The following is a 26,809-nucleotide window of genomic DNA, read 5'->3' as shown; positions in this document are numbered from 1 at the left end:
CTTTTTATGTTGTTCGCGAAGCGGAGCGTCTGTTTGTTTTTCGTTTCTTTTGCTCTGAAGTACATAACTGACTTTTGATGAGACAGACTAATGGTGATCAGTAAAGGGGAGTCAGTTATGAGCAGAATCAAAAACATAATAGGCGATGTTGAAGTAAACAGGGACCTCCTGCTGCTGCTTGCAGTCGGCGGCCTTTATTCTCTTAGCATTGCCCTTTCCAATACGTTTGTGAATGTATATCTGTGGAAGCAGTCCGGACAGTTTGTTGATTTGGCCATTTACAATTTGTCGATCGTCGTGATGCAGCCTATCATCTTTATGTTTGCCGGCCGCCTTGCCAAAAAAATCGACAGGGTGTTTATCCTCAGGTTTGGTGTTTCGTTTTTAGCTGTATTTTATTTAACTGTGCTGCTGGCGGGGGAGAATGCAGGATCACGGCTGGTGCTGCTCGGCAGTGTGCTCGGAATTGGCTACGGATTTTATTGGCTTGCGTTTAATGTCCTGACATTTGAAATCACTGAGCCGGACACGAGAGATTTTTTTAACGGGTTCCTCGGCATTTTAAATTCCGGCGCGGGAATGATCGGTCCGATTGTCGCCGGCTATGTCATTTCAAGGCTTGCTGACAACACGGGGTACACGGTGATTTTCAGCCTGTCCTTGGCTTTATTTTCAGTGGCTGTCATCACGAGCTTTTTTTTAAAGAGGCGTGAATCGCGCGGCCGCTACATTTTGAAAAAAATCTGGGCGGAACGAAATTCAGACCCGAATTGGCGCAGCATTACAAATGCTCATTTTTTTCAGGGGCTGAGAGAAGGGATTTTCGTTTTTTTAATCAATGTCTTTGTCTTTATCACGACAAAGAGCGAGTTGGCATTGGGGAAGTTCGGCTTGATTAATTCAGCTGTTTCTTTTTTTGCATACTATTTCGCAACGCGGCTTATTAAAAAAGGAGCGCGCAAAAAAGCGATTTTATTGGGCGGTCTCGTCCTGTTCGGCGCTCTCTTTCTGATTTTGTTTCATATGACGTACGTGACGCTGCTGCTGTATGCTGTTGCGATTGCGATCGGCTATCCGATTTTGCTCGTACCGTATTCATCGCTCACATATGACGTGATCGGGAAAGCAAGGTATGCCAGGAAAGCGCGGATCGAATACATCGTCGTTAGAGAAGTTTTTTTAAACATCGGACGGATTGTCTCGATTTTGGTTTTTTTACTGCTCGTGTCGCTGCTGAAGGAAGACTTGGGCATTCCGGTTTCCCTCGTTTTGCTGGGGGCAGGCCATACGCTGATTTACTATTTCGTTAAAGATATCCGTCTGACAGAGCCCGCCCGCGAAACGGTCGGAAAAGATGCGCATAAACAAACAGCTGAACCCAATTATTTAGAAGGAAAAAGGTAAGCCCCAAGGGAAAATAGTAGAAAAATGCCGAAAAAAACTTTACAATATATTTGGCACCTTTTCATAAGGTGTCTTTTCTTTATTTCAAAAAGGTGATGTTAATGATGAACAAAAAAATGAAAACTGAAAAACGCAAATCGCTCCCCATCAGATTGAACATATTGTTCCTTCTCGCTTTTATTATTTTCACCATCGTCGTCGTGCGCCTCGGTATGGTGCAGATCGTCTTTGGCGAAGACTATACGAACGAAGTGCAGAAGCAGGAAGAAGTCGATGTCTCGACAAGCGTTCCGCGGGGGAAAATATATGACCGGAACTTGAATACGATCGTGAAAAATAAACCGATGAATGCCATTACATACACAAGGACATCATCGACCTCTCAGGAAGACAGGCTCAAAATAGCAAAAAAACTTGCAGAAATGATCAAAATTGATACAGATAAAATAACGGAGCGCGATAAAAAGGACTACTGGATTTTAACGCGGCCGAAAAAAGCTGAGAAGCTCATCACCGATCAGGACCGGAAAAAAGTAAAGGACGGCAAGCTGAAAGAAGACGATTTATACCAGCTGCAGCTTGACAGGATCACGGAAGATAAACTGAATGAATTGACAGATCAAGATTTGAAAGTCTTGGCAATCAAGCGCCAGATGGATTCAGGATACGCGCTGTCTCCGCAGTATATTAAAAACAAAGACGTAACGGCAAAAGAAATGGCGGTTGTCAGCGAACACCTGGACGAGCTCCCGGGAGTCGACGTGACGTCAGATTGGAAGCGGGATTATCCTTATAACGGTCTGCTCAGAACGATGATCGGCAGCATATCCGATTCAAATGAAGGGCTTCCGAAAAGTCTGCTTGATCATTATTTGTCGCTCGGCTACAACCGGAATGACCGGGTCGGAAAAAGCTACCTCGAAGCCGAATATGAAAATGTGCTTCAGGGACAGAAAGAGAAAGTAAAAAATATTACCAACAAATCAGGGGATATCGTCGATAAGGAAGTCATTTCCGAGGGGAAAAGCGGAAAAGATTTAGTCTTGACGATCGATGTTGATATGCAAAAAGAGATTGAAAAAATTATCGAGGATGAACTGAAGTCTGCCAAAGCCCAGCATAGCGCTCCGCTTCTCGACCGCGCATTCGTCGTCATGATGGATCCGCGAAACGGGGAAGTGTTATCGATTGCCGGCAAGCAGCTTAAAAACGAAAGCGGCAAATTAAAGGTTGACGACTATGCGCTCGGCGCGATGACGTCTTCTTATGCGATGGGCTCGGCTGTCAAAGGGGCCACTGTTTTAACAGGTCTGCAGACAGGAGCCATTAATTTAAATACGACTTTTCGTGATGAACCGCTTTGGATCGGTGACTCGCCGAATGCGAAAAAGTCATGGAGATTAGGCTTGGGAACACTGGGTATCCAGGGAGCGCTTGAACAATCTTCAAACGTGTTCATGTTTAAAACGGCGATCGCCCTTGGTAAAGGCCAGTATAAGGCGCATCAGCCTCTCAACCTTCAAACAAAAGCATTTGACACATTCAGGTATTATTTCAGTCAGTTCGGCCTCGGCGTCAAAACCGGAATCGATCTGCCAAATGAAGCTTCAGGCTACAAAGGATCTCAAAGACTGCCTGGTTTCTTGCTTGACTTTTCCATCGGACAGTATGACACATACACACCGCTGCAGCTGGCTCAGTACGTGTCAACGATTGCCAATGGCGGGTACCGCATGAAGCCGCAGCTCGTGAAAGAGATCAGGGAGCCTGATTCGAAAAAAGGAATCGGGGCCGTTACACAGTCCGTACAGCCTGAAGTATTGAACAAATTAGACATGAGCGATCAATATATTAAAGAAGTCCAAAATGGATTCAGACGCGTAATGACAAAAGGTACGGCAGCGGGGCAATTTGCTTCTGCTTCATATAAACCAGCCGGAAAAACAGGAACGGCCCAGTCTTTCTATGACGGACCGGACAAATCGAAAACGGGAACATCGACATACAATACAACGCTTGTTGCGTACGCACCTTACGATAATCCGGAAGTCGCAATTTCCGTCGTCGTTCCTTGGGTTTATAATAACTATGGTCAGAGATATTCGATGACAAACGAAATCGGCCGAAAAGTGCTTGATAAGTATTTTGAACTGAAATCAAAACAATCGAAAGAAAATACTGCCGAAAAAAATAAAGACAAAATCGAAAAAGAAGCTACAGAATAGGACTTTTTCATTAAAACACCTGCATTGAACCATGCAGGTGTTTTTTTGTGCGCCCGTTCCTTTCGTGCGCAATCTATACAAAGTTCAAGCTTATTTTACAAAACCTTAATAATTCATTTAAACAAGATTAATACTGAAAAGTTACGCTATACCCGTAGGACAAATTACACATTTACGCGGGAGGATTAAGAAGTGAAACCATTTAAAAAAATCACACTGATGTTCATCATGTCCGTTTTAGTTGTCTTCGCAGCAGCTTGCGGAAGCAGCAGTACAAACAACAATGCAGACGAAGGCAAACAAAGCGATAAAACAGAGAATAAGGCTTCAGGTTCTTTGACGATTTCGGGTTCTTCGGCGATGCAGCCTCTTGTCTTAGCAGCGGCTGAAAAATTCATGGATGAAAATCCTGATGCCGATATTCAAGTTCAGGCTGGAGGTTCTGGTACAGGCCTTTCCCAAGTGTCTGAAGGCACAGTCCAAATCGGAAACTCCGATGTCTTTGCCGAAGAAAAAGAAGGCATTCCTGCCAAAGAACTTACCGATCATCAAGTTGCGGTTGTCGGAATGGCAGCTGCCATCAACCCTGAAGTAGGCATCGATGACATTTCGTTAGAGGATCTCAAAAAGGTATTCACAGGCAAAATCAAAAACTGGAAGGAACTAGGCGGGAAAGATCAAAAGATCACCCTTGTCAACCGTCCTGATTCTTCAGGAACCCGCGCGACTTTTGTCAAATATGCACTTGACGGAGAAACTCCAGCTGAAGGAATCACGGAAGATTCTTCAAACACCGTGAAAAAGTTAATCGCTGAAACGCCTGGAGCAATCGGATATCTTGCGTTTTCGTATATCAAGGATGACACTGTCACTCCGCTTTCAATCGACGGTGTGAAGCCGACAGCCGAAAATGTACAAAAAGGCAAATTCCCAATTTGGGCTTACCAGCATTCTTATACGAAAGGCGAACCTGAAGGCTTGGCGAAAGAATTCCTCGACTATTTGATGAGCGATGATATTCAAAAATCCATCGTGACGGAGCAGGGCTACATTCCGGTAACAGACATGGAAGTAAAACGCGACGCGGATGGAAAGCAAACTGATAAATAATGACAATAGAAGGCGGGAAAGTGTGCTCCTGACACTTTCCCTCTTATGACTTGTTCTTATAGGAGTGTAAAAAATGGTTCAAAAAATAGAGAAACTGTCCGCGAAAGAGCGGCTGATCAGCTCCAAGCATAATCGCAAAATGGATGAAATCCGCGGGAGGATTTTGGTTGCGTCGTGCGCGTTTATCATGATGGCGGCGGCGATTTCAATCACAATTTTTCTCGGAAATAAGGGGTTGCAATCTTTTCTGGCCAATGGTGTAAGTCCAATTGAGTTCTTAACCAGTCTAGATTGGAATCCAACGAACGAAAACCCTGAATACGGAGCCCTTCCGTTTATACTCGGATCTTTTGCAGTGACCCTTCTTGCATCTTTGATTGCTGCACCGCTTGGAATAGGAGGTGCGATTTTCATGACGGAAATCGCACCATCATGGGGTAGAAAAGTACTGCAGCCGGTTGTCGAATTGCTTGTTGGCATTCCTTCCGTCGTTTATGGATTCATAGGCCTTACAGTGTTAGTGCCGTTCATTTCACAGTTTAAGTCAAGCGGGTCGGGTCACAGCCTTCTGGCGGGAACGATCGTCCTGGCTGTCATGATTTTGCCGACGGTCACTTCTATTTCAACGGATGCGCTCATGTCGCTGCCGAAAAATCTGCGCGAAGGATCATACGCATTAGGCGCAACCCGCTGGCAGACGATCCGCAAAGTGCTGATACCGGCAGCGCTGCCTTCGCTTCTGACAGCCGTCGTCTTAGGAATGGCGAGGGCGTTCGGCGAAGCGCTGGCCGTGCAGATGGTCATCGGAAATTCCCGAAATCTGTTTGAGAGCCTTTTAGACCCTGCAGGCACATTGACAACGATCATTACGTTAAACATGGGTCATACAACATACGGGAGCGTGGAAAACAATACGCTTTGGTCAATGGGGCTTGTCCTTCTGATCATGTCGTTCTTGTTCATCCTGCTCATCCGCTATCTGTCATCCAGGAGGAAACTGTAATGAACAGCAAAGTCACAGATCGTTTAGCAACCGGTGTTTTTGGATTGATTGCCGCGGTAATCACCGCTATTCTTGTCGGTTTGTTCGCTTATATCATCATCAATGGTGTTTCACATATCAGCCTCAGCTTTTTAACTTCGCGTTCCAGTGCGCTTTCAAGCGGCGGCGGAATTCGCGATCAGCTGTTCAACTCGTTTTATATTCTCGTGCTGACAATGCTGATCACGGTTCCCCTTGGAGTCGGCGGGGGAATTTATATGGCAGAATATGCGCCCGCCAACAAATTGACCGATTTTATCCGTGTCTGTATTGAAGTTTTGTCATCCCTTCCTTCGATCGTCATGGGGATGTTCGGCATGTTGATGTTTGTTAATCTGACCGGATGGGGGTACAGCATTATCGGCGGAGCGCTTGCTTTGACGATTTTCAACCTTCCCGTCATGGTTAGGGTGACAGAGGATGCGATCCGCTCCGTACCTAAGGAGCAAAAAGAAGCTTCCCTTGCTTTAGGCGTGTCCAAATGGCATACGATTAAAACGGTATTGATCCCTGGTGCGGTCCCGTCCATCATCACAGGCGCGATTCTTGCGTCGGGCCGTGTATTTGGCGAAGCTGCCGCTTTGCTGTTTACAGCCGGACTAACCACGCCGAGACTGAATTTTGCCGATTGGAATCCGTTTTCTGAAACATCGCCGCTCAATATTTTCAGACCGGCTGAAACGCTGGCCGTTCATATTTGGAATGTAAACACGCAGGGGATCATCCCCGATGCTGAAGCAATCGCAAACGGCGCATCCGCCGTTCTCGTTCTGTCCGTCTTGATCTTTAATTTGGCAGCCCGATGGCTCGGCTCTTTTATTCATAAAAAGTTAACGGCAAACAAATAAGAAGGAAGGATGAAATCATATGGCTCAGGTCCAGATGCCGGTTTTGGAAACCGTGCGCGACAATATCGGAATCGCTCCGCTCCCTGAAGCGAAAGAACATATTTTAGAAGTGAAAAATTTAAATATTTACTATGGAGAAAAGCGGGCCGTCAACGACATTTCCATGCATGTTGACAAACATGCCGTTACGGCTTTGATCGGTCCGTCAGGCTGCGGAAAATCGACTTTTTTAAGAAGCATCAACCGGATGAACGATCTGATTCCATCAGCCAGAACATCCGGTGAAATACGATATGAAGGGCTTAATATCCTTGATTCCAATATCAATGTCGTTAATCTGAGAAGGGAAATCGGAATGGTATTTCAGAAGCCGAATCCCTTTCCAAAATCGATTTACAGCAACATTACCCACGCGTTAAAGTATGCGGGCGAACGGCGGAAATCCGTGCTTGATGAGATCGTGGAAGAAAGCTTGACAAAAGCCGCGCTGTGGGATGAAGTGAAAGACAGGCTGCATGAGTCGGCTCTTTCGCTGTCAGGCGGGCAGCAGCAGCGTCTCTGCATCGCCCGGACGCTCGCGATGAAGCCTGAAGTCCTGCTCTTGGATGAGCCTGCGTCAGCGCTCGACCCGATTTCAAACGCGAAAATAGAGGAATTAATCGTCGGTTTAAAAGAGGAATACTCGATCATCATTGTCACGCATAACATGCAGCAAGCTTCAAGAATTTCCGATCAAACGGCATTTTTCCTTAACGGAGATTTAGTCGAATACGATCGTACGGAAAAGATTTTTATGAATCCTTCAGAAAAAAAGACAGAGGATTATATCAACGGCAGGTTTGGATAAGGAGGGGCCGGTATGAGCGCTGTAACAGCTGTAAAGCCAAAAGATGTATACCAGATCAACGACTTGAATTTATGGTACGGCGAACATCACGCATTAAAGAACATTAACTTAACAATACCCGAGTACGAAATTACCGCCATCATCGGTCCGTCAGGCTGCGGAAAGTCGACCTTCATTAAAACGCTGAATCTCATGATCAATATGGTTCCGAATGTCAAAATGACCGGAGAGATCAGCTACAACGGAACGAACGTACTCAACAGCAAAGTCGACCTTGTTGAGTTGCGGAAAAAAGTCGGCATGGTGTTTCAAAAAGGAAATCCGTTTCCCCAGTCGATTTTTGATAATGTCGCATACGGACCAAGGATCCATGGATTGAAAAACAAAAAAGAACTGAATGAGAGAGTGGAAAAAGCGCTTGTGGATGTGGCGCTGTGGGATGAAGTGAAAGACCGCCTTCATTCCCAGGCGCTCGGACTTTCCGGGGGGCAGCAGCAGCGCCTCTGCATCGCAAGGGCGCTGGCCACCAATCCGGACGTTCTCTTGATGGATGAACCGACATCCGCTCTTGATCCCGTTTCAACTTTGAAAATCGAAGAGCTGATGCTCAAGCTGAAAGAGAAATATACGATTGCAATCGTCACGCACAATATGCAGCAGGCATCGAGAATTTCCGATCAAACGGCATTTTTCCTCATGGGCGAGCTTATTGAGTGCAATGATACGGTCAAAATGTTTTCAAGTCCTGACGATTATCGGACAAAAGATTATATTACAGGCCGGTTCGGATGAGCAAGAGGCTGCCGTTTTAAAGCGGCAGCCTTCTTTTGCACCGGCGGCAAGGCAATAAAAAAAGCAGGCCGGTACGAAGGGGACTGACCCCATAAGATGAGACAAATAAAAAACACCTTCAAGTTTGAACGGATAGTTGTTATCCGAAATAAGACATGGAGGTGTTTTTTCTATGGGGACAAGAGTGAGTTCCGGTTGAAGTCAAACGAAAGGCTGTAGAAATGAGATTGGCAGGCGTTCCTATGAAAGAGATCATGCAGAAATTGAATATCAAGAATAAGGAGCGGGTTCAGACATGGGTCAGGTGATATAAGGCTGCGGATAAACACCGATTCGAACAGCCTGTTGGAAAACAATATACTTATGGAAAGGATTCCGAGTATTCCTCTGAATTAGAGAGACTGCAGGCAGAAAGTCGTTAGCTGAAACAACAAAATGAAGTTTTAAAAAAGGGGGTTAGTCCCAGAGGCATTCTTTTCGATTTTTACGAAACAATTTAACCTTAAATTTACCTTATAAATAAAATTCCATATTGACCAAACATTGTAAAAGGTGATACATTATTTAATAGAATTAACAAAAAATACTTTTGTTTATATAAGGAGCATTTATGGATAACAAACACAACTTTATTACTCTCATACATCATTTCATATTTTCTCCTAAGGACTTTCTTTCAATCAAGTATTCTAGCGATAAGAATTATCGTCATTCTTGGTTTGTCTTCCTAGCTGTATTGTTTCTGTTCTTAGGCTTTTATTTAGCTATCTTCCCAACACTCTCTACCTTGATTAATCATTCATTTCAAGACAATGGAATTGATTATACAACTGATATGAATACACTCATTATGATTATTACATTAGTATTAGGTATTATTCAATTTACCTCGATGGTTCTTGTAAGCTTTTTTATTATACATATTATTGGGATATTAATTGGCGGGACCGCTACAGCCAAAGAATTTTTCCCTAGTTTTATTTATTCAATCATACCCATAGGCATCAAATTTACAATACTCATTATTTTTTCTTTCTTTTTAGGTAGTGATTTCGCCTTTTCAGTTATTTACCCAAATTCTCAACAGCCGCTAGATATTATCTTGAATATTATTATCGATCCTTTCTTTTGGTGGTCTACCATTCTAGGGTGTATTGCCTTAAAAGTAATACATCAAATTTCTTATAAAAAAACAATCATAATCATTAGCATTACAATGTCTTTAGGTATTATTTCTCTTTTTTCAACCAGTTTATTTTTATAAACTGAAAGGAGGTGAAATTTCAAGATGAAAAATAGCAATCTTTTTAAAATTGCAAGTATTACAGGTGTAGTTTCTCTCTTTGCCATTGCTACTTTCCTTATGGGCTCTTCAGAAGGTATTGCAGGTTTAGCTTCTATTGACTTTAGTTCAGGTCATCAGTTTGCTTTAGACCTTGCAACAAACCTAGGAATTAGTAAAAAAACAGCCTATGTAGCAATCGGTGTTATTATGACAACAGGCGATGTATTAACGATTCTCAGCCTATTGGCTGTTGTTTTGGGCGGAACGGGTCTAATTACAGCTGCAATGGTAGCTACAGCGAAAAAGCTAGCTAAAAAATACGGCAAAAAATATGCTGCTGAATGGTAAAATGATCAAATGGAAGAGGTTGAGGAGTATAATTATACTCCTCCTTATTTTCGTTCTAGGAGGAATATACACATGCTCAACAAAAGGGTTCTCATTGCAAACTTTAAACTAACCTATAGACGAACTTTAAATCGCTTGATTTATTTTTTTCCATCAAGCGAAAATTTACTTAAATCAAATAAAATTCTATTTGTCTTTGCGCCCTTTTTCTTGGTGTATTTATTTATTCTATATAAAGCCTCACAGATTCTTTTAACTGGAGTTCCAGAGCATATTCTAACTCTAGGTACAAACTTTATCATTCTCTTTTTTGTTTTGAATATATTAAAATCATCGACTGATATCATACATCGATATGTATATCCTGAAGATTTTCTTCTTCTCCATACTTTAAAAACGGATCCCAAAAAAATTTTATTATCAAGGTTCTTCACAACAATTTTTCTAAACATCCTGTTTAAATTAACAGTAGTGTTATTCCCTATACTCTTTTTTATAAATTTTTCTACACATAACCGTATATATCTTTTGTTATCATTTCCAACATTGCTAATGTTTATTGTTGGACTGACAAGTCTTTATTCATCGCTTTCATACATCGTTTATTCTAAATTTCTACATAACATTTTAAATTCACGATTAAAAAGCTTGTTATCCCTTATAGGAATTGCCTGTTTATCTGCCATTTCAACTACTTTTCTTGGTTGGATTGGACTTAATTATTTTTATCAAAATGATCTCCTTGAAGCTATTGGGAATTTCATATATCTATTCAAATTAGATACGATATTAACCACCAATTGGCTACCTACAAATTGGTTTTTACTTTCAACAAGTGATATACATTTATTTTTTATATGTTCTATAGGTTATATTGCTTTAGGTTGCCTTTTCGTCTTTATTACCTTTCATTTAATTTTGAAAGTATTGATTATAAAAGAAGCAGTACCTAATAATCTTTTGCCAAAATTAAAACCAATCAAATTGCCTTTTTTAAGTTTCTTACAAAAGGCTTTACCACGGCAAAATATTGCTATTCTAAAGAAAGACCTTACTGCATTATTAAGAGCTAATTTTACAATAAAAAAGCGACTGGTACTTTCCATTAATATGATTGCAATAGAACTAGGTGTATTGGTAGGTCTTAGTTTAAATCAAATGTGGTTTGATTTCTCAGATATCTTTGTTATCTACCCAATTTTATTTGCTGTGACTTATAACACATCTTTATTAGGAGAGGGATTGCTTGGCGTAACTTCAGCAGATGCAGAGCGTGAGAACCTTTATGTTTATAAGAGTTCGGGTGCTTCTATTTTTAAATTGATCGCAGGAAAATCTTTATTGCACTTATCTGTGATTCTTATTTTAATGAATACGTTATATCTATTTATCTTATTGTTATTTAACTTAGATTTTATGACGCAATTTATATTGTTCATCATGATTAACTCCATCAGTCTTATCATAGGTGCTGGGCAAATTATTGGAACATTTCTCTATCCTCGTTTGGATTGGGAGAACTTTGAAGACATTGGTTCATCTGTTAAAGCATCGTTTTTTGAACATACTATTCTTGGAGTGTTACTGGCATTTTACCTTCAGTTGTATGGTATCACAGGCGTTCTCGTTACATTTGATATTATAAATAGGGGAATATTCTTTTTAATCATTGTGACAGGTACCATTTTATTTGTTATAGGTATTGGATTCTTTTATTATTTTTGGATTAAACGAATAGGAACGAAAAATTGGGAGATGAAAACATGAACATTGAAAATGTGTCTTTCAAATATAAAGATAAACTGATCCTTAAATCTATTAATTTAAAGATAGAGAAAGGCCAAGTGTACGGCTTGCTTGGACCAAATGGAGCTGGTAAATCAACTCTTTTAAAATGTATCCTTGGTATAGTGAAACCTTATGAAGGTAAAATCACTATCAAAGGAGAAACCTTGGAATCTGAAAGATCCTCTTACCTTAAATATATAGGATACGTTCCAGACGCACCTTTTATCTATCATTATTTAACACCTAGAGAGTACCTTGAGTTTGTTGCTGATTTACAAGATGTCCCTTATGAGATTAAAAATGATAGAATAGATCTTTTGTTAAGTCAATTTAACTTAAAAGATAATGAAAATGACATGATATCTACATTTTCTTTTGGTATGAAACATAAGTTATCTGTTGCAGGAGCCATACTTCATGAACCAGAAATATTAATATTAGATGAACCATTAGGTGCATTTGATCCTCCAACTACAAAGATGATGAAAAGTTTTCTCAAACGTTATGCTGAACAGGGAAACACTGTCATCATGTCTACACACCTTGTAAACATAGCACAACAACTATGTGATAAGGTTGGAATACTGATTAATGGTACTTTAGTTAAAGAATATAATCACCTTACAGACATAAAGGATTTTGAAGATTTGATTATAAGGGATATGGATACGATACTAAAATGAAGGAATTATTAAAAAGAAATAAGCGTATACTCTATATAGCAAGCTCCTTTTACGTAGTGGGTTTAGTTCTTGGTGTGATTTTTAACAATATTCTACCTAGTCTTAGTCAAGATAATGTTCAAAATATCACAGTATTGGGTTATTTTACACATAATTTTGCAGCAAATTTATTTCTCATTTTTTCAATGTTTACATTTGGAATTTTGACATCTATCTTATTAATATTGAATGGCTTCTTAGTCGGTCTATCTTCTTTACATAGTATCACCGACCATGGAAACGATGTCTTATTTATATTAACTGCTTTGATTCCTCACGGTATTTTTGAGATTCCCGCAATGATTTTGTCGGGAGCACTTGGTTTCAAATTGTTAGATTACGTATATATGAAGATAAGGGGTATTAATTTTTCAAAAAAACAGTTTTTACTAGATTTTTTGTACTTTGTTATTATACTATTTTTATTGACATTACTTGCTGCTGTTACAGAAGCATTAATAACGCCTTATTTACTTAACAAATTAACATTAGGAGGCTCTTATGTTCTTTAATAAAAAGCAGATAGATAAATTACTGGATGATCATACAGAAGAAGAACAAAAAGAAACGAAAAGTAAAGTTAATACTTCATTTATAATAGTATTTTATTTTTCAATACTACTATCAATCTGTACTTTCTTTTTTGATTATAGGTACTTTTTGATTGCTTTGTTTGGCCCGACCATTTTAGTAACTTTTATATCCCCACCTTTCCAAACCAAAAAAGGTATTTATAGAATTTTTTCGGCCATATATTTAATGCTTTTAATTACAGTTACTTTCTTTTGGTTAAATTAAGTGCTTAATTCTCAATCAAAAAACGTCCTTAATGGATGTTTTTTTTATATCGTTTAAATTAATAATTCGAATTATTTTTTGACATGTTCCACCCCGCACTACGAATGGGTTCTCCATCCTTTTTTATCATTGTATAGGTATGTAAACGGTTTATTGTAGGGGGAGGGCTTATGTTAACGCTTATTGGTTTGCTGATTATTTTAACGATTGTCGTATTGCTGATTTTGAGAAAAGCAAGTCCGATTGTTGCCATGGTGCCTTTGATAGGGGCGCTCATTGCTGGATTTGGCATCAATGATATTTAAACCTTTTTTGAAGAAGGGATTATCAAAGTACTGCCAGTGGCGACCATGTTTATCTTCGCCATTTTATTTTTTGGCATTTTACAAGACACAGGATTCTTCGAACCTCTAATCAAAGCATTAAACAAGCTGACAAAGGGGAATGTTGCCACCGTTACCATGGGTACAGCTGCAATTGGGATGATCTCACACTTAGACGGTGCAGGAGCTACAACCATTTTATTAACTGTACCCGCACTGCTTCCGCTTTAAAAAATTACATATGAGTCCTTACTTACTGTACGACCAAGGTTTTAGTGTATACAACTTACGATTATCAGAAAGCTATTAATATAAAAGGCATTACCATGAGCATGTCCGGCAAAGGGACGCCCGCTGATAATGCCTCTTATCGGAACGTTTCATTCCTCGCTAAAGTCTGAAACGTTCTATCTTAACAGCATTGATCGAACTACGACTGCCATCGTAGAACGCACTGTCAAAGAATACATTGATTATTATAACAATATTCGTATTCAAACAAAATTAAACAACCAATCACCGGTAAACTATCGGCAATTGGCTGTATAAAGGTGTTTTTATCCCTGTCTCAAAAACAGGGGGCAGTCCCGTACGAAGCAGCCTGCTTTTTTATTTGGACAGTGTTTTGACAATGTTTTTCAAGCTGTCACCGCGCTTCAGTTCGTATTTACCTGCGCGGATTTTAGATTCGTTTCCGGTCTTTTTCACATAATCTTTGAAGTCATCGGCTGAAGAAATCACTTTTCCTTTTGCAAGGAGGTCTGCTATCTCAGCCGTGCTCATGCCGCTTTTGATTTCAAGTTTGTACTTGGAACCTTTTTTCGCATCATCCTGCTCTTTTTCTTTTTTGTTTTGAGACGCATCATCCTGTTTCAGAGCGGTCTCTTTATAGTGGAGCAGTTGCTGGTATTCATCGCGTTTCAGCGAAACCTGCTGATTGTCCTTTAAATATGTTTTGACATCGGCTTCGCTGATGTTTTGAGCATCCTTAGAAGCCTCAGCTTTTCCGTTATCCGTCAAATAAAATGCGCCTGCAAGAACGGCGGTAGCCAAAATCATTCCTCCGGCAAATGCTTGTACACTTTGTCTGGTCATACAAGCACCCTCTCATTGTCTTTAATGATCGCTTTGACATCTTCGACAGATACATGCTCAGCTTTTGCGATGGCATCTACAGACATGCCGTTTTGATATTTTGAAAGAATCTGTTTCGCAATATGCTGGCTGATTCCGGCATTCGGTCTGCGGACGACCACATTTGAATCGAGGAGCTCTTCCTCAAGCACGGTCATCTTCTTTTTCAGTTTATAGATTTCCTGCATGGCGGACAGCTGAAGGGTTTCCAACTCCTGTTCAACTTCCTTGATCGGTTCTCTTTGAAAATATGAGAATGCAATCAGCGCAATGCTGACAACGAGCAGCGCAATGATAGCAATTTCCACGTTCATCACCTTCAATTCTAATTTTCTCCTTCTTTTTTATACCATAAAAACGCTTGCTTCAAAAGGAGTTAATGCAAAAAATAAAAATTTTGTCGAAGAATTTTATTTTCGTTGCGCCTGCGGGGCCATTTCCAATAGGATAGATACATAACAGGGCTTAACGGGAGGGCGCACGGTGAAAAGGACAATCATCTCGAAAAAACCTTTTCAACATAGTATTCGAAGCGAGTCTTCGTTTTGTAACGATATTTTAAAAATAACTTCGCCGGATCATGAAACCGTTCGGCTGAGCTGGGAAATCTCAGATGCTGCGCTTTCGGCAGCTGAAGCGGTGCTGTTTGAAAATATAAGAGACGTCGAAAAGCAAATTCTTCTCTCTTGCGTAAAAAACGGGGAGCGCAGCGTACGGACGATCCATACCGGTGCATTTAAAGGGGAAGCTTCGGTTTTTCCCGCTGCAGGAAACGCGTTCTACAAAGCGGAATACCGAATATACAATTCGCTCAACATGTCACTAGCCGTTCTGACATCCGATTGCTTCTATCTTGGGGAAAACGGAATCCATTCAAACAGTTGTTTTCTGTATCAAGACAATCAGCAGGATTGGCCGACTCAATTTTCCGCATATACGAGTTATTCTTTAATAGAAGAAAAGGAGCGTCCTCGTTGATCAACGTATTGCTGCTGTCACTGGAAAATCCCCTTTCATTGAAAAGCGGAGCGGGGCGCTATGTGAGAAGTCACCTTGAACTATTGCGGAACGAAGTCAGCTTTACCGTCTGCACGACGGCTGCCGGGCACAACAGCCATACATGGGAAACGTTGGAGATTCCGCTTGATTTAAAAGCGTTCGCTTCTTTTGAAGAGGCGGTAGCCGCCATGAATTTTCAAATGATTAAAACCGTGCTGGAGCATAAAGGAAAATTTGATTTCATCCATGCAAACGATGATGTCACCGCGCCTGCCGCCGTTTATCTCAGCGAGGTGTTGGCGGTGCCGCTGATTTCCACGGTACACGGCCTTGAAAGCGACCGAAAAAAGGCAGCAGGCGGAAATGTCCACCCATACAGGGCAATCCTCGAACGGCTTCTGGCTGAAAAAAGCGATCAAATCCTCGTGCTGAGCAGTATGATGAAGTCAGACATGCAAAAGGCGTTTTCGCTTCCCTTCGAGCAAGTCCGGGTCATTCCCTATCCGTGCATAAAAAGCCGCACGGTGAAAAAACGAATGAAAAGCGCGCCGTACTTTTTTTCCTACGGAAGGTTTGTTCCGGAAAAAGGGTTTATCGAATTGCTGAACGTCTTTCAACAGCTACACAAACGGCGACCTGACCTTGAACTTGTCATTGCCGGGGAAGGACCGCTTCAAAGCGGGATCGAGACCAAGGCAAGAGAATTGGGCATTAAGGAAAGTGTGACAATTCTTCCTTTCCTTTGTGAAGAAGAAAGAGAGAGCTGGCTGGAATTTTGTGAAATGGCTGTTTTTCCAAGCTTTTATGAGCCGTTCGGCATTGCTGCTCAAGAAAGCATGGCTGCCGGCGCTGCCGTCGCCGTCGGAAACAACGGGGGATGGAACGATTTCGTCATCGATCGGGTGACCGGTTTTCAGGTTGATTTTAATGATCCGTATAAGGCTGCATATGCGCTCGCAGAAATTGTCCGCGATAAGGAGCAGCTGCTCAAAGTCGGACAATTGGCAGAGGCTTATATATTGGATTTGCATAATCCTGAATATATAAAAAATACGTTTTTGCATCATGTGTATCACACGTCTTTTTAACAAACCGTGACAAACTAAAAAAAACGCCTGGCATTCCTGCATCATAAGTGGTATTATAGATAAGTCTGAACAGAAATGATATATAGTTTGGAGGGAAAAATAAATGCGCGTTAATATTACTTTAGCTTGCACTGAATGCGGCGAGCGTAACTATATTTCTACAAAAAACAAGCGTAACAATCCAGATCGCGTTGAATTCAAAAAGTATTGCCCACGTGACAAAAAATCAACTTTACACCGCGAAACAAAGTAAGCAGCAGGGATTTTCCTGCTGTTTTTCTGTTTTTAAGGGGGAAAGAGATGTGAAGCGTTCTTTACGAAGCGAGGTCAGAAAGAGGCTTGCAAACATGCCGGAACAGGAGTTTCATTTAAAGGCGGAAGCGATTCACCGGAAGCTATTTCAATCAAAACAGTGGAAAAAAGCGTCTGTCATTGCCCTCACGATATCCAGAAATCGCGAAGTTCCGACAAAACCGATTATCGAACAGGCCCGGCTTGAAGGAAAAACGGTGTGCATTCCGAAATGTATGCCTGAAACAAAAGAGATGCACTTTCGCAGCTATCAGGATGAAAGCGATCTTGAAGTCGTGTATTTTGGCCTGCAGGAACCGATCGTGCACAAAACCGAGCGGATGGATCCAGAAGACATCGACTTCATCCTTGTACCGGGAATTTGCTATGACAGGACAGGATACAGAATCGGCTATGGAGGTGGCTATTATGACAGATATCTGGCCGATTTCACAAAAGATACCGCATCGCTGGCTTTCGAGTGCCAAGTGATCGATCATGTTCCAAAGGAGCCGCACGACATTCCGGTCAAGCAAGTTTTGACCGAAGACGCTGTTTACAACTGCAGCGGGCCTGTCCGCGACCCTGCTGAATAATTATTGAAAAATGAGACACGATACGGTTATAGGTTATAGGAGGGATCATATGAGAAAAGTTACGTTCATTGTAGTAGGCATCATTGCCGCCCTTGTGTTTTTTCAAAACCGTTATCGTGTCATCAATTTCATTCTCGGTCAAAACCAGATCCGCCACTATTTTATCCATTTGATGATGAGAATTCCGTTTTTTCGCAATAAGTTTATACAGCAGGCATTCTGAATCCCGTTTAAAAACGGGATTTTTTAAAGCGCTTAAAAGACGCAGAGTGACGCGTTTCCTGTTATAATGGACAAAAAACAATTGTGGAGCGTCGGTATGTATTCAATCGATTATTTGTATTGGAATTTCATCGGGAACCTCTTAGACAGAGATTTTGAGCTTGTGCAGGCACCCGCTTCATTCGGAGAAGCCTGGCTTGAAGCGAGGGGGAGCGCGCCGTATGATTTGGTTCGCGTTTTCCGGAACGATATCGATTTCAGACAGGATCTCGTCCGCGACTTGGAATCTCTTTATGAAAGGGCCGAGCGGCTGAGAGCAGCATCAGGGCAGCGAAAGCTCTCGATATTGAACGTCTATTTGTCGCAGGAAGCGCCTGTAGATGAGTGGGAAGATGTTGTCAGTCATCCGGTCGCAGATAAGCGGATCAGCATCGTGCCGGTTTTTATTGATCATGCTTCGGCTGAAGAAGGGTTACGCAAACTCGCCGTTGCTTTAAACATGGGGCCAGATGAGCTGACAGGCCAAATGCAGGATGCCGGATACGAAAATGTGGAAGAGAAGAGAGCCGAAGTATTAGCAGCGGCTAAAGCAAGAGAAGAAGAAAGGCGGCGGGAAGCGGCTGTATTTGAGAAGGGCAAACCGATGTTTACCTGGATTTTCGCAGTGCTTCAAGTCTTCATGTTTCTGCTTCTGGAAATGTCAGGCGGCAGCCAGAATACCGAAACGCTCATCCGGTTCGGGGCGAAGGAAAACAGCCTCCTGTTAGCCGGGGAATGGTGGCGGCTTGTCACGCCGATCGTTCTTCATATCGGATTGGTCCATCTCATGTTTAATACGTTTGCATTATTGTCTGTTGGAGCCGCAGCAGAAAGGGTGTTCGGATCATTCCGCTTTCTTGTCATATACATATCAGCCGGAATTTTTGGATCGATCGGCAGCTTTCTGTTCAGCCCGTATCCGTCTGCAGGGGCTTCGGGAGCCATCTTCGGTTGTTTGGGAGCACTTCTGTATCTGGCTTTTTCAAACCGGAAAGCTTTCTTAAAAACGATCGGAACAAATATCATTGTGATTATCATCCTGAACCTCGGCCTCGGTTTCACCATTTCAAATGTTGACAATGCTGGCCATATCGGCGGATTGATCGGCGGGCTCCTGACGGCCTTGGCTGTCGGAATCCCCGGGAAAAAAAGACCGCTCCAGCGGCTGGCAGGCTGGGTCCTCATCTTTGTCATCGGAGGAGGGGCCCTGTACTTCGGGACACATTCAGCTCCGGTGCAGGAAAATGCCATGCTGCATCAGGCAGCGAAATGGTATGAAGAGGGAGACTATGAAAAGGTTAAGGATGCCTTACAGGAAGCAGGCTCAAAGCCGGACGCTTCCAGCGACACTTTAAAGCTGCTCGCTTATACCGAGATTAAACTCGGCGAGTATGAAAACGCCGAGAAAAGGTTCGAGGCCGTCGTTGAAAAAGATCCATCAGACCACGCCTCCCTCTATAATCTCGCTTGGCTCTATGCCGAAAAAGGCGAGCTTGCCAAAGCCGAACAGTCTGTTGAAAGAGCGTTGGCTGAAAAGCCTGACGAAGAGATGTATAAAGCGCTCCAGGACGACATTAAGAAGAAAACTGCCCGGTAATCAAGTATGAAAAGCTTCCGTTATGTTAAAAATGGTCTTTAGTATAGACTCATTTGACGGGAGCTTTTAATATACAATGGAAAAAAAGCATGCGGTCCAGAAAAATTTAGCGAAAAATGTTGAATATTTAAATGAAAAGCTGGGTGTCGACAAAAGCTTCGACATGATCCGGCTTGATGTCGTTTATGCTGATAGAGACATGTCGCTTTATCTTGTCGACGGCTTTGTAAAAGATGATATTATGCACCACCTGCTTAAGAATCTCTCAAGGCTCACACCTGAAAGTCTGGAAGACGATCCGCTTGAAAAGCTGGTCAAAACATACATTCCTTATATCGAAATTGACACGGAGGATGACCTCGACAAAGCAGCCGCCCAGGTGCTGTCCGGTCCGGCCGTTCTTCTTGCCGACGGGGTTGATCATGCCATTATTATCGATGCGCGGACATATCCGGCAAGAAACCCGGAGGAACCCGACAATGAACGCGTCGTCAGGGGTTCAAGAGACGGCTTCGTCGAAACAATCGTGTTTAACACCGCACTGACGAGACGAAGAATCCGCGACCGTTCTCTCAGAATGGAGTTCCTGCAGGTCGGCAGAAGAAGCAAAACAGATGTCGTCATCTGTTATTTGGAAGATATCGCCGACTTGGAAAGTGTAAAAAAGCTGAAACAGTCGCTTGAAGCGATCGATACGGACGCTTTGACAATGGCGGAAAAGACACTGGAAGAATACATCGGCGGCCGTCATTGGAACCCTTATCCGACGGTTCGCTATACAGAAAGACCTGATACTGCGGCCGTTCATTTGTATGAAGGCCATATTCTCGTCTTTGTGGACGGCTCGCCAAGCGCGCTGATTACCCCAGTTACTTTTTGGCATCATATGCAGCATGCCGAAGAGTACAGAAACAAACCACTTGCAGGCGCTTATTTGCGAATGGTCCGCTTTATATCTGTTTTGGCATCGATCTTTTTGCTGCCGCTGTGGTTTCTGCTTTCCGTCCATCCCGACCATTTGCCGGACGCCCTTGAATATATAGGGCCTGAAAAAAAAGGAGCCATTCCGCTGCTTGCGCAATTCATCATTATTGAAATAGGCGTCGACATGATGCGGATGGCTGCAATCCACACCCCGTCGTCTCTGGCAACGGCTCTCGGACTCGTAGCTGCTTTAATGATCGGGGAAGTAGCGGTGCAGGTCGGGCTTTTCTCGCATGAAGTCGTCTTGTATCTCGCTGTCGCGGCCATCGGCACATTTGCTACGCCGAGCTATGAGCTGAGCATAGCGAACAGGCTTGCAAGAATCGTTCTCCTGATCGCGGCCGGTGCATTCGGACCGATCGGCTTTGTCATCGCGATATTCTGCTGGGTGATTTATCTGGTCAGAATGAAGTCGTTTCAAGTGCCGTATTTATGGCCGTTTATCCCCTTTGACTACAGAGCCTTCCGCGATATCGCGATTCGCACGCCGATGCCGCTGAAAAATAGAAGACCCGTATTTTTGGATCCTCAGGATCCCGACCGCTGAATGTCTGTTTTCCGGCCAGGAAAACAGGCTTTTTTTTTGCTTGACGCCGGACAGCTTTATGAATACGCTAATGTTAGACCTTTAAAGAATGGTGAAATAAGATGAAAACAGCCTATGATGTACAGCTTTTGCTGAAACAGTTTGGATGTTATGTTTATTTTGGGGATCGCGAGCTTGAACTTGAATATATGATGGACGAACTGAAAGAAATGTTTCTTTCGAATCTGATAGAAAAAGAACAATGGGTTCAAGGTGTTTCAATTTTGCAGAATGAACTCACAAAAGTAAAGAGAAAATAAAACAGGGATAAGAGGGGGAGCAGAATGAATGACAGCTGGCTGGTCGGGGTTGACCTTGGAGGAACAACAGTAAAACTCGCTTTTGTAAGCGCTTATGGCGAAATCCTGCACAAGTGGGAAATACCGACCGATAAATCGGGGAAAACGGTTACGGTAAGCATCGCAAAAGCCATCGACAGAAAATTGAAAGAGCTCGGCAAACCGAAGCACATCTTAAAATGGATCGGCATGGGCGCTCCAGGCCCCGTCAATACGGAGACAGGCATCGTTTATAAAACGACGAATATGGGCTGGGAAAACTACCCGTTGAAAGACCATCTGGAAGCAGAGACAGGGATCGCGGCGGTCATCGAAAATGACGCGAACATCGCGGCTCTCGGCGAAATGTGGAAAGGAGCGGGCGACGGCGCAAAGGATTTGATTCTCGTAACATTGGGGACGGGCGTCGGAGGCGGCATTATTGTAAACGGAGAAATCGTTCGCGGGCAAAACGGAGCAGGCGGTGAAATCGGCCACATCTGCTCGGTTCCTGAAGGCGGAGCGCCGTGCAACTGCGGAAAAAGCGGCTGTATCGAAACGATCGCTTCAGCTACGGGCATCGTCAGGATTGCCAAAGAAAAAATAGAATCAGACCATCGAGATACAAGCATGCGTGCATGTCCGGATTTAACGGCACGCGATATTTTTCAAGCAGCCCGAAAAAACGATCCTGTTGCTGGCGAAGTCGTCGATTATGTCGCCAACCATTTAGGAATGGTCCTCGGCAATTTGGCGAGCTCGCTTAATCCTTCAAAAATCGTAATTGGCGGAGGCGTGTCAAAAGCAGGAGAAATCCTGCGCTCCAAAGTTGAACAATCTTTCAACCGCTTCGTATTCCCGCGGGCCGGTGAGGCGGCTGAGATCGTAATCGCTTCACTTGGAAACGACGCAGGCGTGATCGGCGGCGCATGGATCGCAAAAAATCAATGGCTGAAAAGCCAGGCGCAGCCTGTTTTATAAAGCATTGTCGGACCACTTTGCAGCATTGTTAACACTTTTAAGCCAATGTGAAAAATAATTGATTTTTTTGTACAGACAGGTTAAGATATGATTTAGTAATTTTAGCGATTTTTCTAAAATAAACAATATGTGGAAATGTCGTTTTCTGAAACATGCGTCTTGCTGCATAGGGAGGTTTGGAATGCGAAAGTCATTTTTTTCAAAAATTTCGTTTTTGTTAATTGCGACATTGCTGATGTGGCTGAAAACGTATGTCGTCTACAAAACAAGCTTCAACATTAAAATTGAAAACTTCATGCAAGAGTTTATATTGTTCATCAATCCTTTAAGCTTTTTGCTGTTTATATTCGGAATCGGCCTGTTTTTCAAAGAAAAAAACAGGAACCGGTTTATTATCGGGGCAAGCATCGTTCTAACGTTTGTCTTGCTTGCCAACATGATCTTCTACCGTTTTTACAACGACTTTTTAACGATTCCTGTATTGTTCCAGACGAATAATATGGGCGATTTGGGAAGCAGCATCAACTCTTTGTTTATGCCGACCGATTTGCTTCTCATCGTCGACATTGCCATTTTAATTTGGCTGTACAAGCGCCAGCCTGCCAAAACAGGCGGAAAGGCGACAAGAAAGGAGCGCGCGGCTTACTATCTATTTGTCGCTGCCGTTTTCTTTTTCAATTTAGGGATTTCTGAAACAGAAAGACCTCAGCTTTTGACAAGATCGTTTGACAGGGAAGTTCTTGTGAAAAACATCAGCCTTTACAACTTTCATATCTATGACGGGCTGATCCAGTCGAAGCAGTCTGCACAGCGTGCGCTGGCCGACAGCAACAGCCTCACGGAGATTGAAAACTATGTCAGCGCAAACCGCACGGACACCAATAAGGACCTGGCCGGGATCGCCAAAGGACGGAATGTGATCCTCGTTTCTCTGGAATCCACCCAAAGCTTTGTCGTGAACCAAAAGTTAAACGGCAAAGAGATTACGCCTTATTTAAACGACCTGATTAAAAAAAGCTACAGCTTCGAGAACTTCTATCATCAGACAGGTCAAGGCAAAACGGCTGATTCCGAATTCATCGTCGACAACTCTCTCTACCCTCTTGGAAGAGGAGCGGTCTTCTTTACGAATGCAGGAAACGAATATACGGCAATGCCTGAAATAATGAAGAATCACGGCTACTATTCCTCGATTTTCCATGCGAACAACAAAAGCTTCTGGAATCGGGATATTATGTACGAAACGTTGAAATACGATAAGTTTTACGATATCAAATCCTATGATGTAAACGAAGAAAACTCAGTGGGATGGGGACTGAAAGATAAGGAATTTTTCGAACAAACATCAGAGCTGATGAAAGAAATGCCTCAGCCGTTTTATACCCGTCTGATCACGCTGACAAACCATTTTCCGTTTGAGCTTGATGAGGAAGATAAACTGATCGATGAATTCGATTCGAAAAGCCGTACGTTAAACAGATATTTCCCGACCGTCCGCTATCAGGATGAAGCGCTTAAACGTTTTATTGAAAAGCTGAAAGAAGACGGCCTCTACGATAATTCCGTTATCGTGTTATACGGTGACCATTACGGGATTTCCGAAAACCATAACGAAGCGATGAGCCAATTCCTCGGCAGAGAAGTAACCCCTTTTGAGGAAGTGCAGCTTCAAAGAGTTCCGCTTGTGATCCACATTCCGGGAGTGACGGATAAAGAGCCGAAAACCATTGACACGGTCGGCGGCCAAATCGACATTCGGCCAACTATACTGAATCTTCTCGGAATTGATTCAAGCGATCAGATCCAGTTCGGAAACGACCTGTTTGCCAAAGACAAAACAGAGTTCACAGTGCTTCGCGACGGCAGCTTTATTACGAAAGACAAAGTATACACGGACGGCATATGCTATGATAAATCGACAGGCGAGCCGTCTAAAGATAAAAAAGGCTGTGAGCCGTACATTGAAAAAGCGAAACAGGAGCTTTCATACTCAGATCAAATCATTTACGGCGACTTGCTGAGATTTTATGACAGCGAGCGCTTAAAAAAGCAATCTCGCCAAGCCAAAAGACAAGTAAGCTTCTCTTTTGGCGGAGAAAGTTGATGCAGCAGGCCGGATATCGTTCCGGCCTGTTTTTAATGACAAGAGTCCGTCATAAAAATCTTGATCCAAGCCAATGCCGGTTATGATATAATTGATAATGATTCTCTTTATCGATAATGAAACAAGAAAGAAGGTATGAAAAGTGAATATTAAAGGTAAAACGCTCGCGTCAGCGTGTTTTATACTATTTTTGATCGCAGCATTGACAGCATGCGGCAATCAAGCAGAGAGCAAAGATTCTTCTCAATCAAAAAGCGAAGAAACGATTACATACAAGGCTGAAAACGGAACGGTTAAAGTTCCGAAGCATCCGAAACGGGTGGTTGTCATGGCTGACGATTATTTCGGCTATTTCAAAACACTTGGTCTCAAAGTAGTGGGTGCCCCTGACAGGGTATTCAAAAATCCCTATTTCAAAGGGAAAACAGATGGTGTGACAAACATTGGTGAAGGAAATTCCGCTGAAAAGGTTATTCAATTAAAACCGGATCTGATTGTCGTATGGACGACCCAAGGCGCTGATATCGAAAAGCTGGAAAAAATCGCTCCGACGGTCGCTTTGAAATATGACAGTCTAAATAACACTGAACGGCTGAAGGATTTCGCAAAAATGACAGGCACTGAAGATCAAGCGGAAAAATGGCTGGCTGAATGGGACAAAAAAGTTGCGGCGGCCAAATCGAAAGTTCAAAAAGCTGTCGGGGACAAAACGGTTTCCATTATGCAAACAAACGGCAAAGAAATCTTTGTATTCGGCGATCAATTCGGAAGGGGAGGAAGCATTGTTTATCAAGATCTTGGCTTAAAGGCGACAAAGCTGACGAAGGAAAAAGCAATCGACGAAGGTCCGGGCTACACGAGCATTTCTTTAGAAAAGCTGCCTGATTTCGCTGGAGATTATATATTTATAGGACCTTGGGAATCAAGTGGAGACGACAGTGCTGTGCTTAATACCTCCATTTGGAATAACCTGGGCGCGGTCAAAAATCAACATGTCTATAAAATCGACCCTGTCGGCTTCTATTTTTCCGATCCGATTTCATTAGAGGGCCAGCTCGACTTTATTACAGAAAGCTTAACGAAATAGAAAAACTTCCGCCTTATTGGGCGGAAGTTTTTTTGCAGGCTGAAACCGGGCTTAACCCTCATTGAAAAAGCGATTTTCAAGTGCAAACCGGGAGAGTTTTTAAACGAGCATTCCTCATATGCTATTGTGGGAGGGATCATTGATGGCATTCATCTACATCAAACCGGAGTTAAAGCAGAATATGGAAAGACTGTCTGACATCCTGAACATACCTGAACCGCTTTTAATCAGCGCAAATGCAAATTCATCCGCGGACGAATTTTATTTTCCGGGAGCATCTTTTCAAGCAGGAAAAAACGTTCCAGCAGCCGAAACATATGAACAGCTGCAATTATTGGTGAATCAATACACACTTGAAGATGAACAGTGGCTGACAAAAACAGTCGTTTACGATTCAGCAGAACTGAAAAAGGAAATTGACAGATTGACGGAATGCTTTCCGTTTGTTACTTCCCGCATCATCGGCCGCTCAAGTATGGGCCAGCCTATATATGAACTGCTCCTTGGAGCTGAAAATGCCGGAAAAAGAACGCATATAAATGCCTCTTTTCATGCCAATGAATGGATCACCACTTCTGTTTTAATGAAATGGCTCAAAGAATACTGTTATCATTTATGTACAGGCCGATCCGCTTTAGGTTTTTCACCGCTCGATATTTTTTCATCAACAAAGCTTTCCGTCGTGCCGATCGTTAATCCCGACGGGGTTGACCTTGTGCTTAACGGCCCCGGTTATCTTGGGATAGCGCGGGAAGCACTGGATGAGATGAATGAGCATCAGCGGGATTTCCGGGAATGGAAAGCCAATATAAACGGAGTGGATTTAAATAATCAGTTTCCGTCTTTTTGGGAGATCGAAAAACAGAGAAAACCGCCCAAATCCCCTTCCTACAGAGACTACCCCGGAGATGAACCGCTGACAGAACCGGAAGCGGTATCGATGAGGGATTTAATCGCAAACGAGCCGCCTGATCGGCTTGTGGCGCTTCACACACAGGGAGAGGAAATTTATTGGGGATACAAGGGGCTCGAGCCGCCTGAATCGGCTGATATGATCAAAACATTTGAGCAACTGAGCGGTTATAAGGGCGTCAGATATATAGACAGCTATGCAGGATTTAGAGATTGGTTTATTCATTATTACGGAAGAGAAGGATATACTGTTGAACTTGGCAAAGGAAAAAATCCTTTACCGCTCAAACAATTTGACGATATATATTGTAAAAGCAGAGGAATACTTTGGGCATCCTGCTTTTTTGAAAGCTGAAACTTTTCACGGTGAAAATCGTAA

Annotated in this window: 29 protein-coding genes and 2 pseudogenes; 29 read left to right on the top strand and 2 right to left on the bottom strand. The window is 42.7% G+C overall.

Going from position 1 to position 26,809, the window contains the following annotated elements:
* Positions 1-117 precede the first annotated feature (117 nt).
* The 17 genes and pseudogenes from MKX80_RS13800 to MKX80_RS13720 all read left to right on the top strand — a co-directional run.
* Positions 118-1,404, top strand: coding sequence for an MFS transporter (locus MKX80_RS13800; RefSeq protein WP_154997099.1), 1,287 nt, complete (start codon positions 118-120; stop codon positions 1,402-1,404).
* 101 nt (positions 1,405-1,505) lie between these two features.
* Positions 1,506-3,629 (top strand): penicillin-binding protein 2, encoded by a 2,124-nt coding sequence (locus tag MKX80_RS13795; RefSeq protein WP_154997100.1) that lies wholly within the window; start codon positions 1,506-1,508, stop codon positions 3,627-3,629.
* A 192-nt stretch (positions 3,630-3,821) separates the two neighbouring features.
* The gene (locus tag MKX80_RS13790; RefSeq protein ID WP_082247362.1) at positions 3,822-4,739 is read left to right on the top strand and encodes a phosphate ABC transporter substrate-binding protein; all 918 of its coding nucleotides are present in this window, start codon (positions 3,822-3,824) and stop codon (positions 4,737-4,739) included.
* 73 nt (positions 4,740-4,812) lie between these two features.
* Positions 4,813-5,742: a phosphate ABC transporter permease subunit PstC gene (pstC, locus tag MKX80_RS13785; RefSeq protein WP_003183532.1), complete on the top strand. Its 930-nt coding sequence runs from the start codon at positions 4,813-4,815 to the stop codon at positions 5,740-5,742.
* Positions 5,742-6,629, top strand: a complete 888-nt coding sequence (pstA, locus tag MKX80_RS13780; RefSeq protein WP_154997104.1) for a phosphate ABC transporter permease PstA — start codon at positions 5,742-5,744, stop codon at positions 6,627-6,629. The genes pstC and pstA overlap by 1 nt, the downstream gene beginning before the upstream one ends.
* Before the next feature lie 19 nt (positions 6,630-6,648).
* Positions 6,649-7,476: a phosphate ABC transporter ATP-binding protein PstB gene (gene pstB / locus MKX80_RS13775; RefSeq protein WP_280527944.1), complete on the top strand. Its 828-nt coding sequence runs from the start codon at positions 6,649-6,651 to the stop codon at positions 7,474-7,476.
* A gap of 12 nt (positions 7,477-7,488) precedes the next feature.
* The gene (gene pstB / locus MKX80_RS13770; protein WP_023855209.1) at positions 7,489-8,268 is read left to right on the top strand and encodes a phosphate ABC transporter ATP-binding protein PstB; all 780 of its coding nucleotides are present in this window, start codon (positions 7,489-7,491) and stop codon (positions 8,266-8,268) included.
* A gap of 172 nt (positions 8,269-8,440) precedes the next feature.
* Positions 8,441-8,687 (top strand): annotated as a pseudogene (locus MKX80_RS13765) (helix-turn-helix domain-containing protein); the annotation flags it as partial.
* Between the two features lie 191 nt (positions 8,688-8,878).
* Positions 8,879-9,532: a YIP1 family protein gene (locus MKX80_RS13760; protein ID WP_154997106.1), complete on the top strand. Its 654-nt coding sequence runs from the start codon at positions 8,879-8,881 to the stop codon at positions 9,530-9,532.
* A 24-nt stretch (positions 9,533-9,556) separates the two neighbouring features.
* Positions 9,557-9,901 (top strand): uberolysin/carnocyclin family circular bacteriocin, encoded by a 345-nt coding sequence (locus MKX80_RS13755; protein ID WP_020452200.1) that lies wholly within the window; start codon positions 9,557-9,559, stop codon positions 9,899-9,901.
* Between the two features lie 72 nt (positions 9,902-9,973).
* The gene (locus tag MKX80_RS13750; RefSeq protein WP_182070371.1) at positions 9,974-11,668 is read left to right on the top strand and encodes a hypothetical protein; all 1,695 of its coding nucleotides are present in this window, start codon (positions 9,974-9,976) and stop codon (positions 11,666-11,668) included.
* Entirely contained in the window at positions 11,665-12,372 is a 708-nt protein-coding gene (locus MKX80_RS13745) for an ABC transporter ATP-binding protein (RefSeq protein WP_182070372.1), read from the top strand. Before MKX80_RS13750 ends, MKX80_RS13745 begins: the two co-directional genes overlap by 4 nt.
* Positions 12,369-12,923, top strand: a complete 555-nt coding sequence (locus MKX80_RS13740; RefSeq protein WP_182070373.1) for a stage II sporulation protein M — start codon at positions 12,369-12,371, stop codon at positions 12,921-12,923. The genes MKX80_RS13745 and MKX80_RS13740 overlap by 4 nt, the downstream gene beginning before the upstream one ends.
* Positions 12,913-13,209 (top strand): methyltransferase, encoded by a 297-nt coding sequence (locus MKX80_RS13735; RefSeq protein WP_154997113.1) that lies wholly within the window; start codon positions 12,913-12,915, stop codon positions 13,207-13,209. The genes MKX80_RS13740 and MKX80_RS13735 overlap by 11 nt, the downstream gene beginning before the upstream one ends.
* Positions 13,210-13,379: 170 nt before the next feature.
* The gene (locus MKX80_RS13730) at positions 13,380-13,514 is read left to right on the top strand and encodes a hypothetical protein (RefSeq protein WP_268343316.1); all 135 of its coding nucleotides are present in this window, start codon (positions 13,380-13,382) and stop codon (positions 13,512-13,514) included.
* 45 nt (positions 13,515-13,559) lie between these two features.
* Positions 13,560-13,763, top strand: coding sequence for an SLC13 family permease (locus tag MKX80_RS13725; protein ID WP_234113240.1), 204 nt, complete (start codon positions 13,560-13,562; stop codon positions 13,761-13,763).
* Positions 13,764-13,807: 44 nt separating this feature from the next.
* Positions 13,808-14,081: pseudogene (locus MKX80_RS13720) on the top strand (IS3 family transposase); the annotation flags it as partial.
* A gap of 60 nt (positions 14,082-14,141) precedes the next feature.
* On the opposite strand, the gene MKX80_RS13715 reads toward MKX80_RS13720, so the two are convergent.
* Together MKX80_RS13715 and MKX80_RS13710 are read right to left on the bottom strand one after the other, a co-directional pair.
* On the bottom strand, positions 14,142-14,627 hold the full coding sequence (locus MKX80_RS13715; protein WP_154997116.1) for an endolytic transglycosylase MltG: 486 nt from the start codon (positions 14,625-14,627) through the stop codon (positions 14,142-14,144).
* Positions 14,624-14,974, bottom strand: coding sequence for a hypothetical protein (locus MKX80_RS13710; RefSeq protein ID WP_011198121.1), 351 nt, complete (start codon positions 14,972-14,974; stop codon positions 14,624-14,626). The genes MKX80_RS13715 and MKX80_RS13710 overlap by 4 nt, the downstream gene beginning before the upstream one ends.
* Positions 14,975-15,149: 175 nt before the next feature.
* Here MKX80_RS13710 and MKX80_RS13705 point away from each other — a divergent pair, with 175 nt between their 5' ends.
* From MKX80_RS13705 to MKX80_RS13650, 12 genes are all read left to right on the top strand, one after another.
* Entirely contained in the window at positions 15,150-15,644 is a 495-nt protein-coding gene (locus MKX80_RS13705) for a hypothetical protein (protein WP_268294025.1), read from the top strand.
* Positions 15,641-16,753 (top strand): glycosyltransferase family 4 protein, encoded by a 1,113-nt coding sequence (locus tag MKX80_RS13700; protein ID WP_339226981.1) that lies wholly within the window; start codon positions 15,641-15,643, stop codon positions 16,751-16,753. The genes MKX80_RS13705 and MKX80_RS13700 overlap by 4 nt, the downstream gene beginning before the upstream one ends.
* A 103-nt stretch (positions 16,754-16,856) precedes the next feature.
* Positions 16,857-17,006, top strand: coding sequence for a 50S ribosomal protein L33 (rpmG, locus tag MKX80_RS13695; RefSeq protein WP_003183500.1), 150 nt, complete (start codon positions 16,857-16,859; stop codon positions 17,004-17,006).
* A gap of 49 nt (positions 17,007-17,055) precedes the next feature.
* The gene (locus MKX80_RS13690; protein ID WP_182070377.1) at positions 17,056-17,640 is read left to right on the top strand and encodes a 5-formyltetrahydrofolate cyclo-ligase; all 585 of its coding nucleotides are present in this window, start codon (positions 17,056-17,058) and stop codon (positions 17,638-17,640) included.
* Positions 17,641-17,689: 49 nt separating this feature from the next.
* On the top strand, positions 17,690-17,863 hold the full coding sequence (locus MKX80_RS13685) for a hypothetical protein (protein ID WP_186807205.1): 174 nt from the start codon (positions 17,690-17,692) through the stop codon (positions 17,861-17,863).
* A gap of 96 nt (positions 17,864-17,959) precedes the next feature.
* Positions 17,960-19,498 (top strand): rhomboid family intramembrane serine protease, encoded by a 1,539-nt coding sequence (locus MKX80_RS13680; protein WP_234113239.1) that lies wholly within the window; start codon positions 17,960-17,962, stop codon positions 19,496-19,498.
* A 76-nt stretch (positions 19,499-19,574) separates the two neighbouring features.
* Complete coding sequence (locus MKX80_RS13675; protein ID WP_234111974.1) at positions 19,575-21,029, top strand: spore germination protein; 1,455 nt, start codon at positions 19,575-19,577, stop codon at positions 21,027-21,029.
* 101 nt (positions 21,030-21,130) lie between these two features.
* A complete protein-coding gene (locus tag MKX80_RS13670) occupies positions 21,131-21,328 on the top strand; it encodes a YqgQ family protein (protein ID WP_043927901.1) in 198 nt (65 codons plus the stop codon).
* A gap of 24 nt (positions 21,329-21,352) precedes the next feature.
* Complete coding sequence (locus MKX80_RS13665; RefSeq protein WP_268342889.1) at positions 21,353-22,327, top strand: ROK family glucokinase; 975 nt, start codon at positions 21,353-21,355, stop codon at positions 22,325-22,327.
* A 181-nt stretch (positions 22,328-22,508) separates the two neighbouring features.
* Positions 22,509-24,431 carry an LTA synthase family protein gene (locus tag MKX80_RS13660; protein WP_234111972.1) on the top strand — a complete coding sequence of 641 codons (1,923 nt, stop codon included), beginning with the start codon at positions 22,509-22,511 and terminating at the stop codon, positions 24,429-24,431.
* Between the two features lie 142 nt (positions 24,432-24,573).
* Positions 24,574-25,518: an iron-hydroxamate ABC transporter substrate-binding protein gene (locus MKX80_RS13655; RefSeq protein WP_234111971.1), complete on the top strand. Its 945-nt coding sequence runs from the start codon at positions 24,574-24,576 to the stop codon at positions 25,516-25,518.
* 142 nt (positions 25,519-25,660) lie between these two features.
* Positions 25,661-26,785 (top strand): M14 family metallocarboxypeptidase, encoded by a 1,125-nt coding sequence (locus tag MKX80_RS13650; protein WP_234111970.1) that lies wholly within the window; start codon positions 25,661-25,663, stop codon positions 26,783-26,785.
* Positions 26,786-26,809: the final 24 nt, after the last annotated feature.

This window comes from Bacillus sp. FSL K6-0972 (genome assembly GCF_037976035.1).
GTDB classification, from domain to species: Bacteria; Bacillota; Bacilli; order Bacillales; family Bacillaceae; genus Bacillus; species Bacillus haynesii.
This window is presented reverse-complemented; position numbering and strand designations above follow the sequence as displayed.

Excerpts from the sequence above, each read along its gene's own strand:
- MKX80_RS13800 (WP_154997099.1), top strand. The coding sequence starts at position 118 with ATGAGCAGAATCAAAAACATAATAGGCGATGTTGAAGTAAACAGGGAC.
- MKX80_RS13795 (WP_154997100.1), top strand. The coding sequence starts at position 1,506 with ATGATGAACAAAAAAATGAAAACTGAAAAACGCAAATCGCTCCCCATC.
- pstC (WP_003183532.1), top strand. The coding sequence starts at position 4,813 with ATGGTTCAAAAAATAGAGAAACTGTCCGCGAAAGAGCGGCTGATCAGC.
- pstA (WP_154997104.1), top strand. The coding sequence starts at position 5,742 with ATGAACAGCAAAGTCACAGATCGTTTAGCAACCGGTGTTTTTGGATTG.
- pstB (WP_280527944.1), top strand. The coding sequence starts at position 6,649 with ATGGCTCAGGTCCAGATGCCGGTTTTGGAAACCGTGCGCGACAATATC.
- pstB (WP_023855209.1), top strand. The coding sequence starts at position 7,489 with ATGAGCGCTGTAACAGCTGTAAAGCCAAAAGATGTATACCAGATCAAC.
- MKX80_RS13760 (WP_154997106.1), top strand. The coding sequence starts at position 8,879 with ATGGATAACAAACACAACTTTATTACTCTCATACATCATTTCATATTT.
- MKX80_RS13755 (WP_020452200.1), top strand. The coding sequence starts at position 9,557 with ATGAAAAATAGCAATCTTTTTAAAATTGCAAGTATTACAGGTGTAGTT.
- MKX80_RS13750 (WP_182070371.1), top strand. The coding sequence starts at position 9,974 with ATGCTCAACAAAAGGGTTCTCATTGCAAACTTTAAACTAACCTATAGA.
- MKX80_RS13745 (WP_182070372.1), top strand. The coding sequence starts at position 11,665 with ATGAACATTGAAAATGTGTCTTTCAAATATAAAGATAAACTGATCCTT.
- MKX80_RS13740 (WP_182070373.1), top strand. The coding sequence starts at position 12,369 with ATGAAGGAATTATTAAAAAGAAATAAGCGTATACTCTATATAGCAAGC.
- MKX80_RS13735 (WP_154997113.1), top strand. The coding sequence starts at position 12,913 with ATGTTCTTTAATAAAAAGCAGATAGATAAATTACTGGATGATCATACA.
- MKX80_RS13730 (WP_268343316.1), top strand. The coding sequence starts at position 13,380 with ATGTTAACGCTTATTGGTTTGCTGATTATTTTAACGATTGTCGTATTG.
- MKX80_RS13725 (WP_234113240.1), top strand. The coding sequence starts at position 13,560 with ATGTTTATCTTCGCCATTTTATTTTTTGGCATTTTACAAGACACAGGA.
- MKX80_RS13715 (WP_154997116.1), bottom strand. The coding sequence starts at position 14,627 with ATGACCAGACAAAGTGTACAAGCATTTGCCGGAGGAATGATTTTGGCT.
- rpmG (WP_003183500.1), top strand. The coding sequence starts at position 16,857 with ATGCGCGTTAATATTACTTTAGCTTGCACTGAATGCGGCGAGCGTAAC.
- MKX80_RS13685 (WP_186807205.1), top strand. The coding sequence starts at position 17,690 with ATGAGAAAAGTTACGTTCATTGTAGTAGGCATCATTGCCGCCCTTGTG.
- MKX80_RS13680 (WP_234113239.1), top strand. The coding sequence starts at position 17,960 with ATGTATTCAATCGATTATTTGTATTGGAATTTCATCGGGAACCTCTTA.
- MKX80_RS13675 (WP_234111974.1), top strand. The coding sequence starts at position 19,575 with ATGGAAAAAAAGCATGCGGTCCAGAAAAATTTAGCGAAAAATGTTGAA.
- MKX80_RS13670 (WP_043927901.1), top strand. The coding sequence starts at position 21,131 with ATGAAAACAGCCTATGATGTACAGCTTTTGCTGAAACAGTTTGGATGT.
- MKX80_RS13665 (WP_268342889.1), top strand. The coding sequence starts at position 21,353 with ATGAATGACAGCTGGCTGGTCGGGGTTGACCTTGGAGGAACAACAGTA.
- MKX80_RS13660 (WP_234111972.1), top strand. The coding sequence starts at position 22,509 with ATGCGAAAGTCATTTTTTTCAAAAATTTCGTTTTTGTTAATTGCGACA.
- MKX80_RS13650 (WP_234111970.1), top strand. The coding sequence starts at position 25,661 with ATGGCATTCATCTACATCAAACCGGAGTTAAAGCAGAATATGGAAAGA.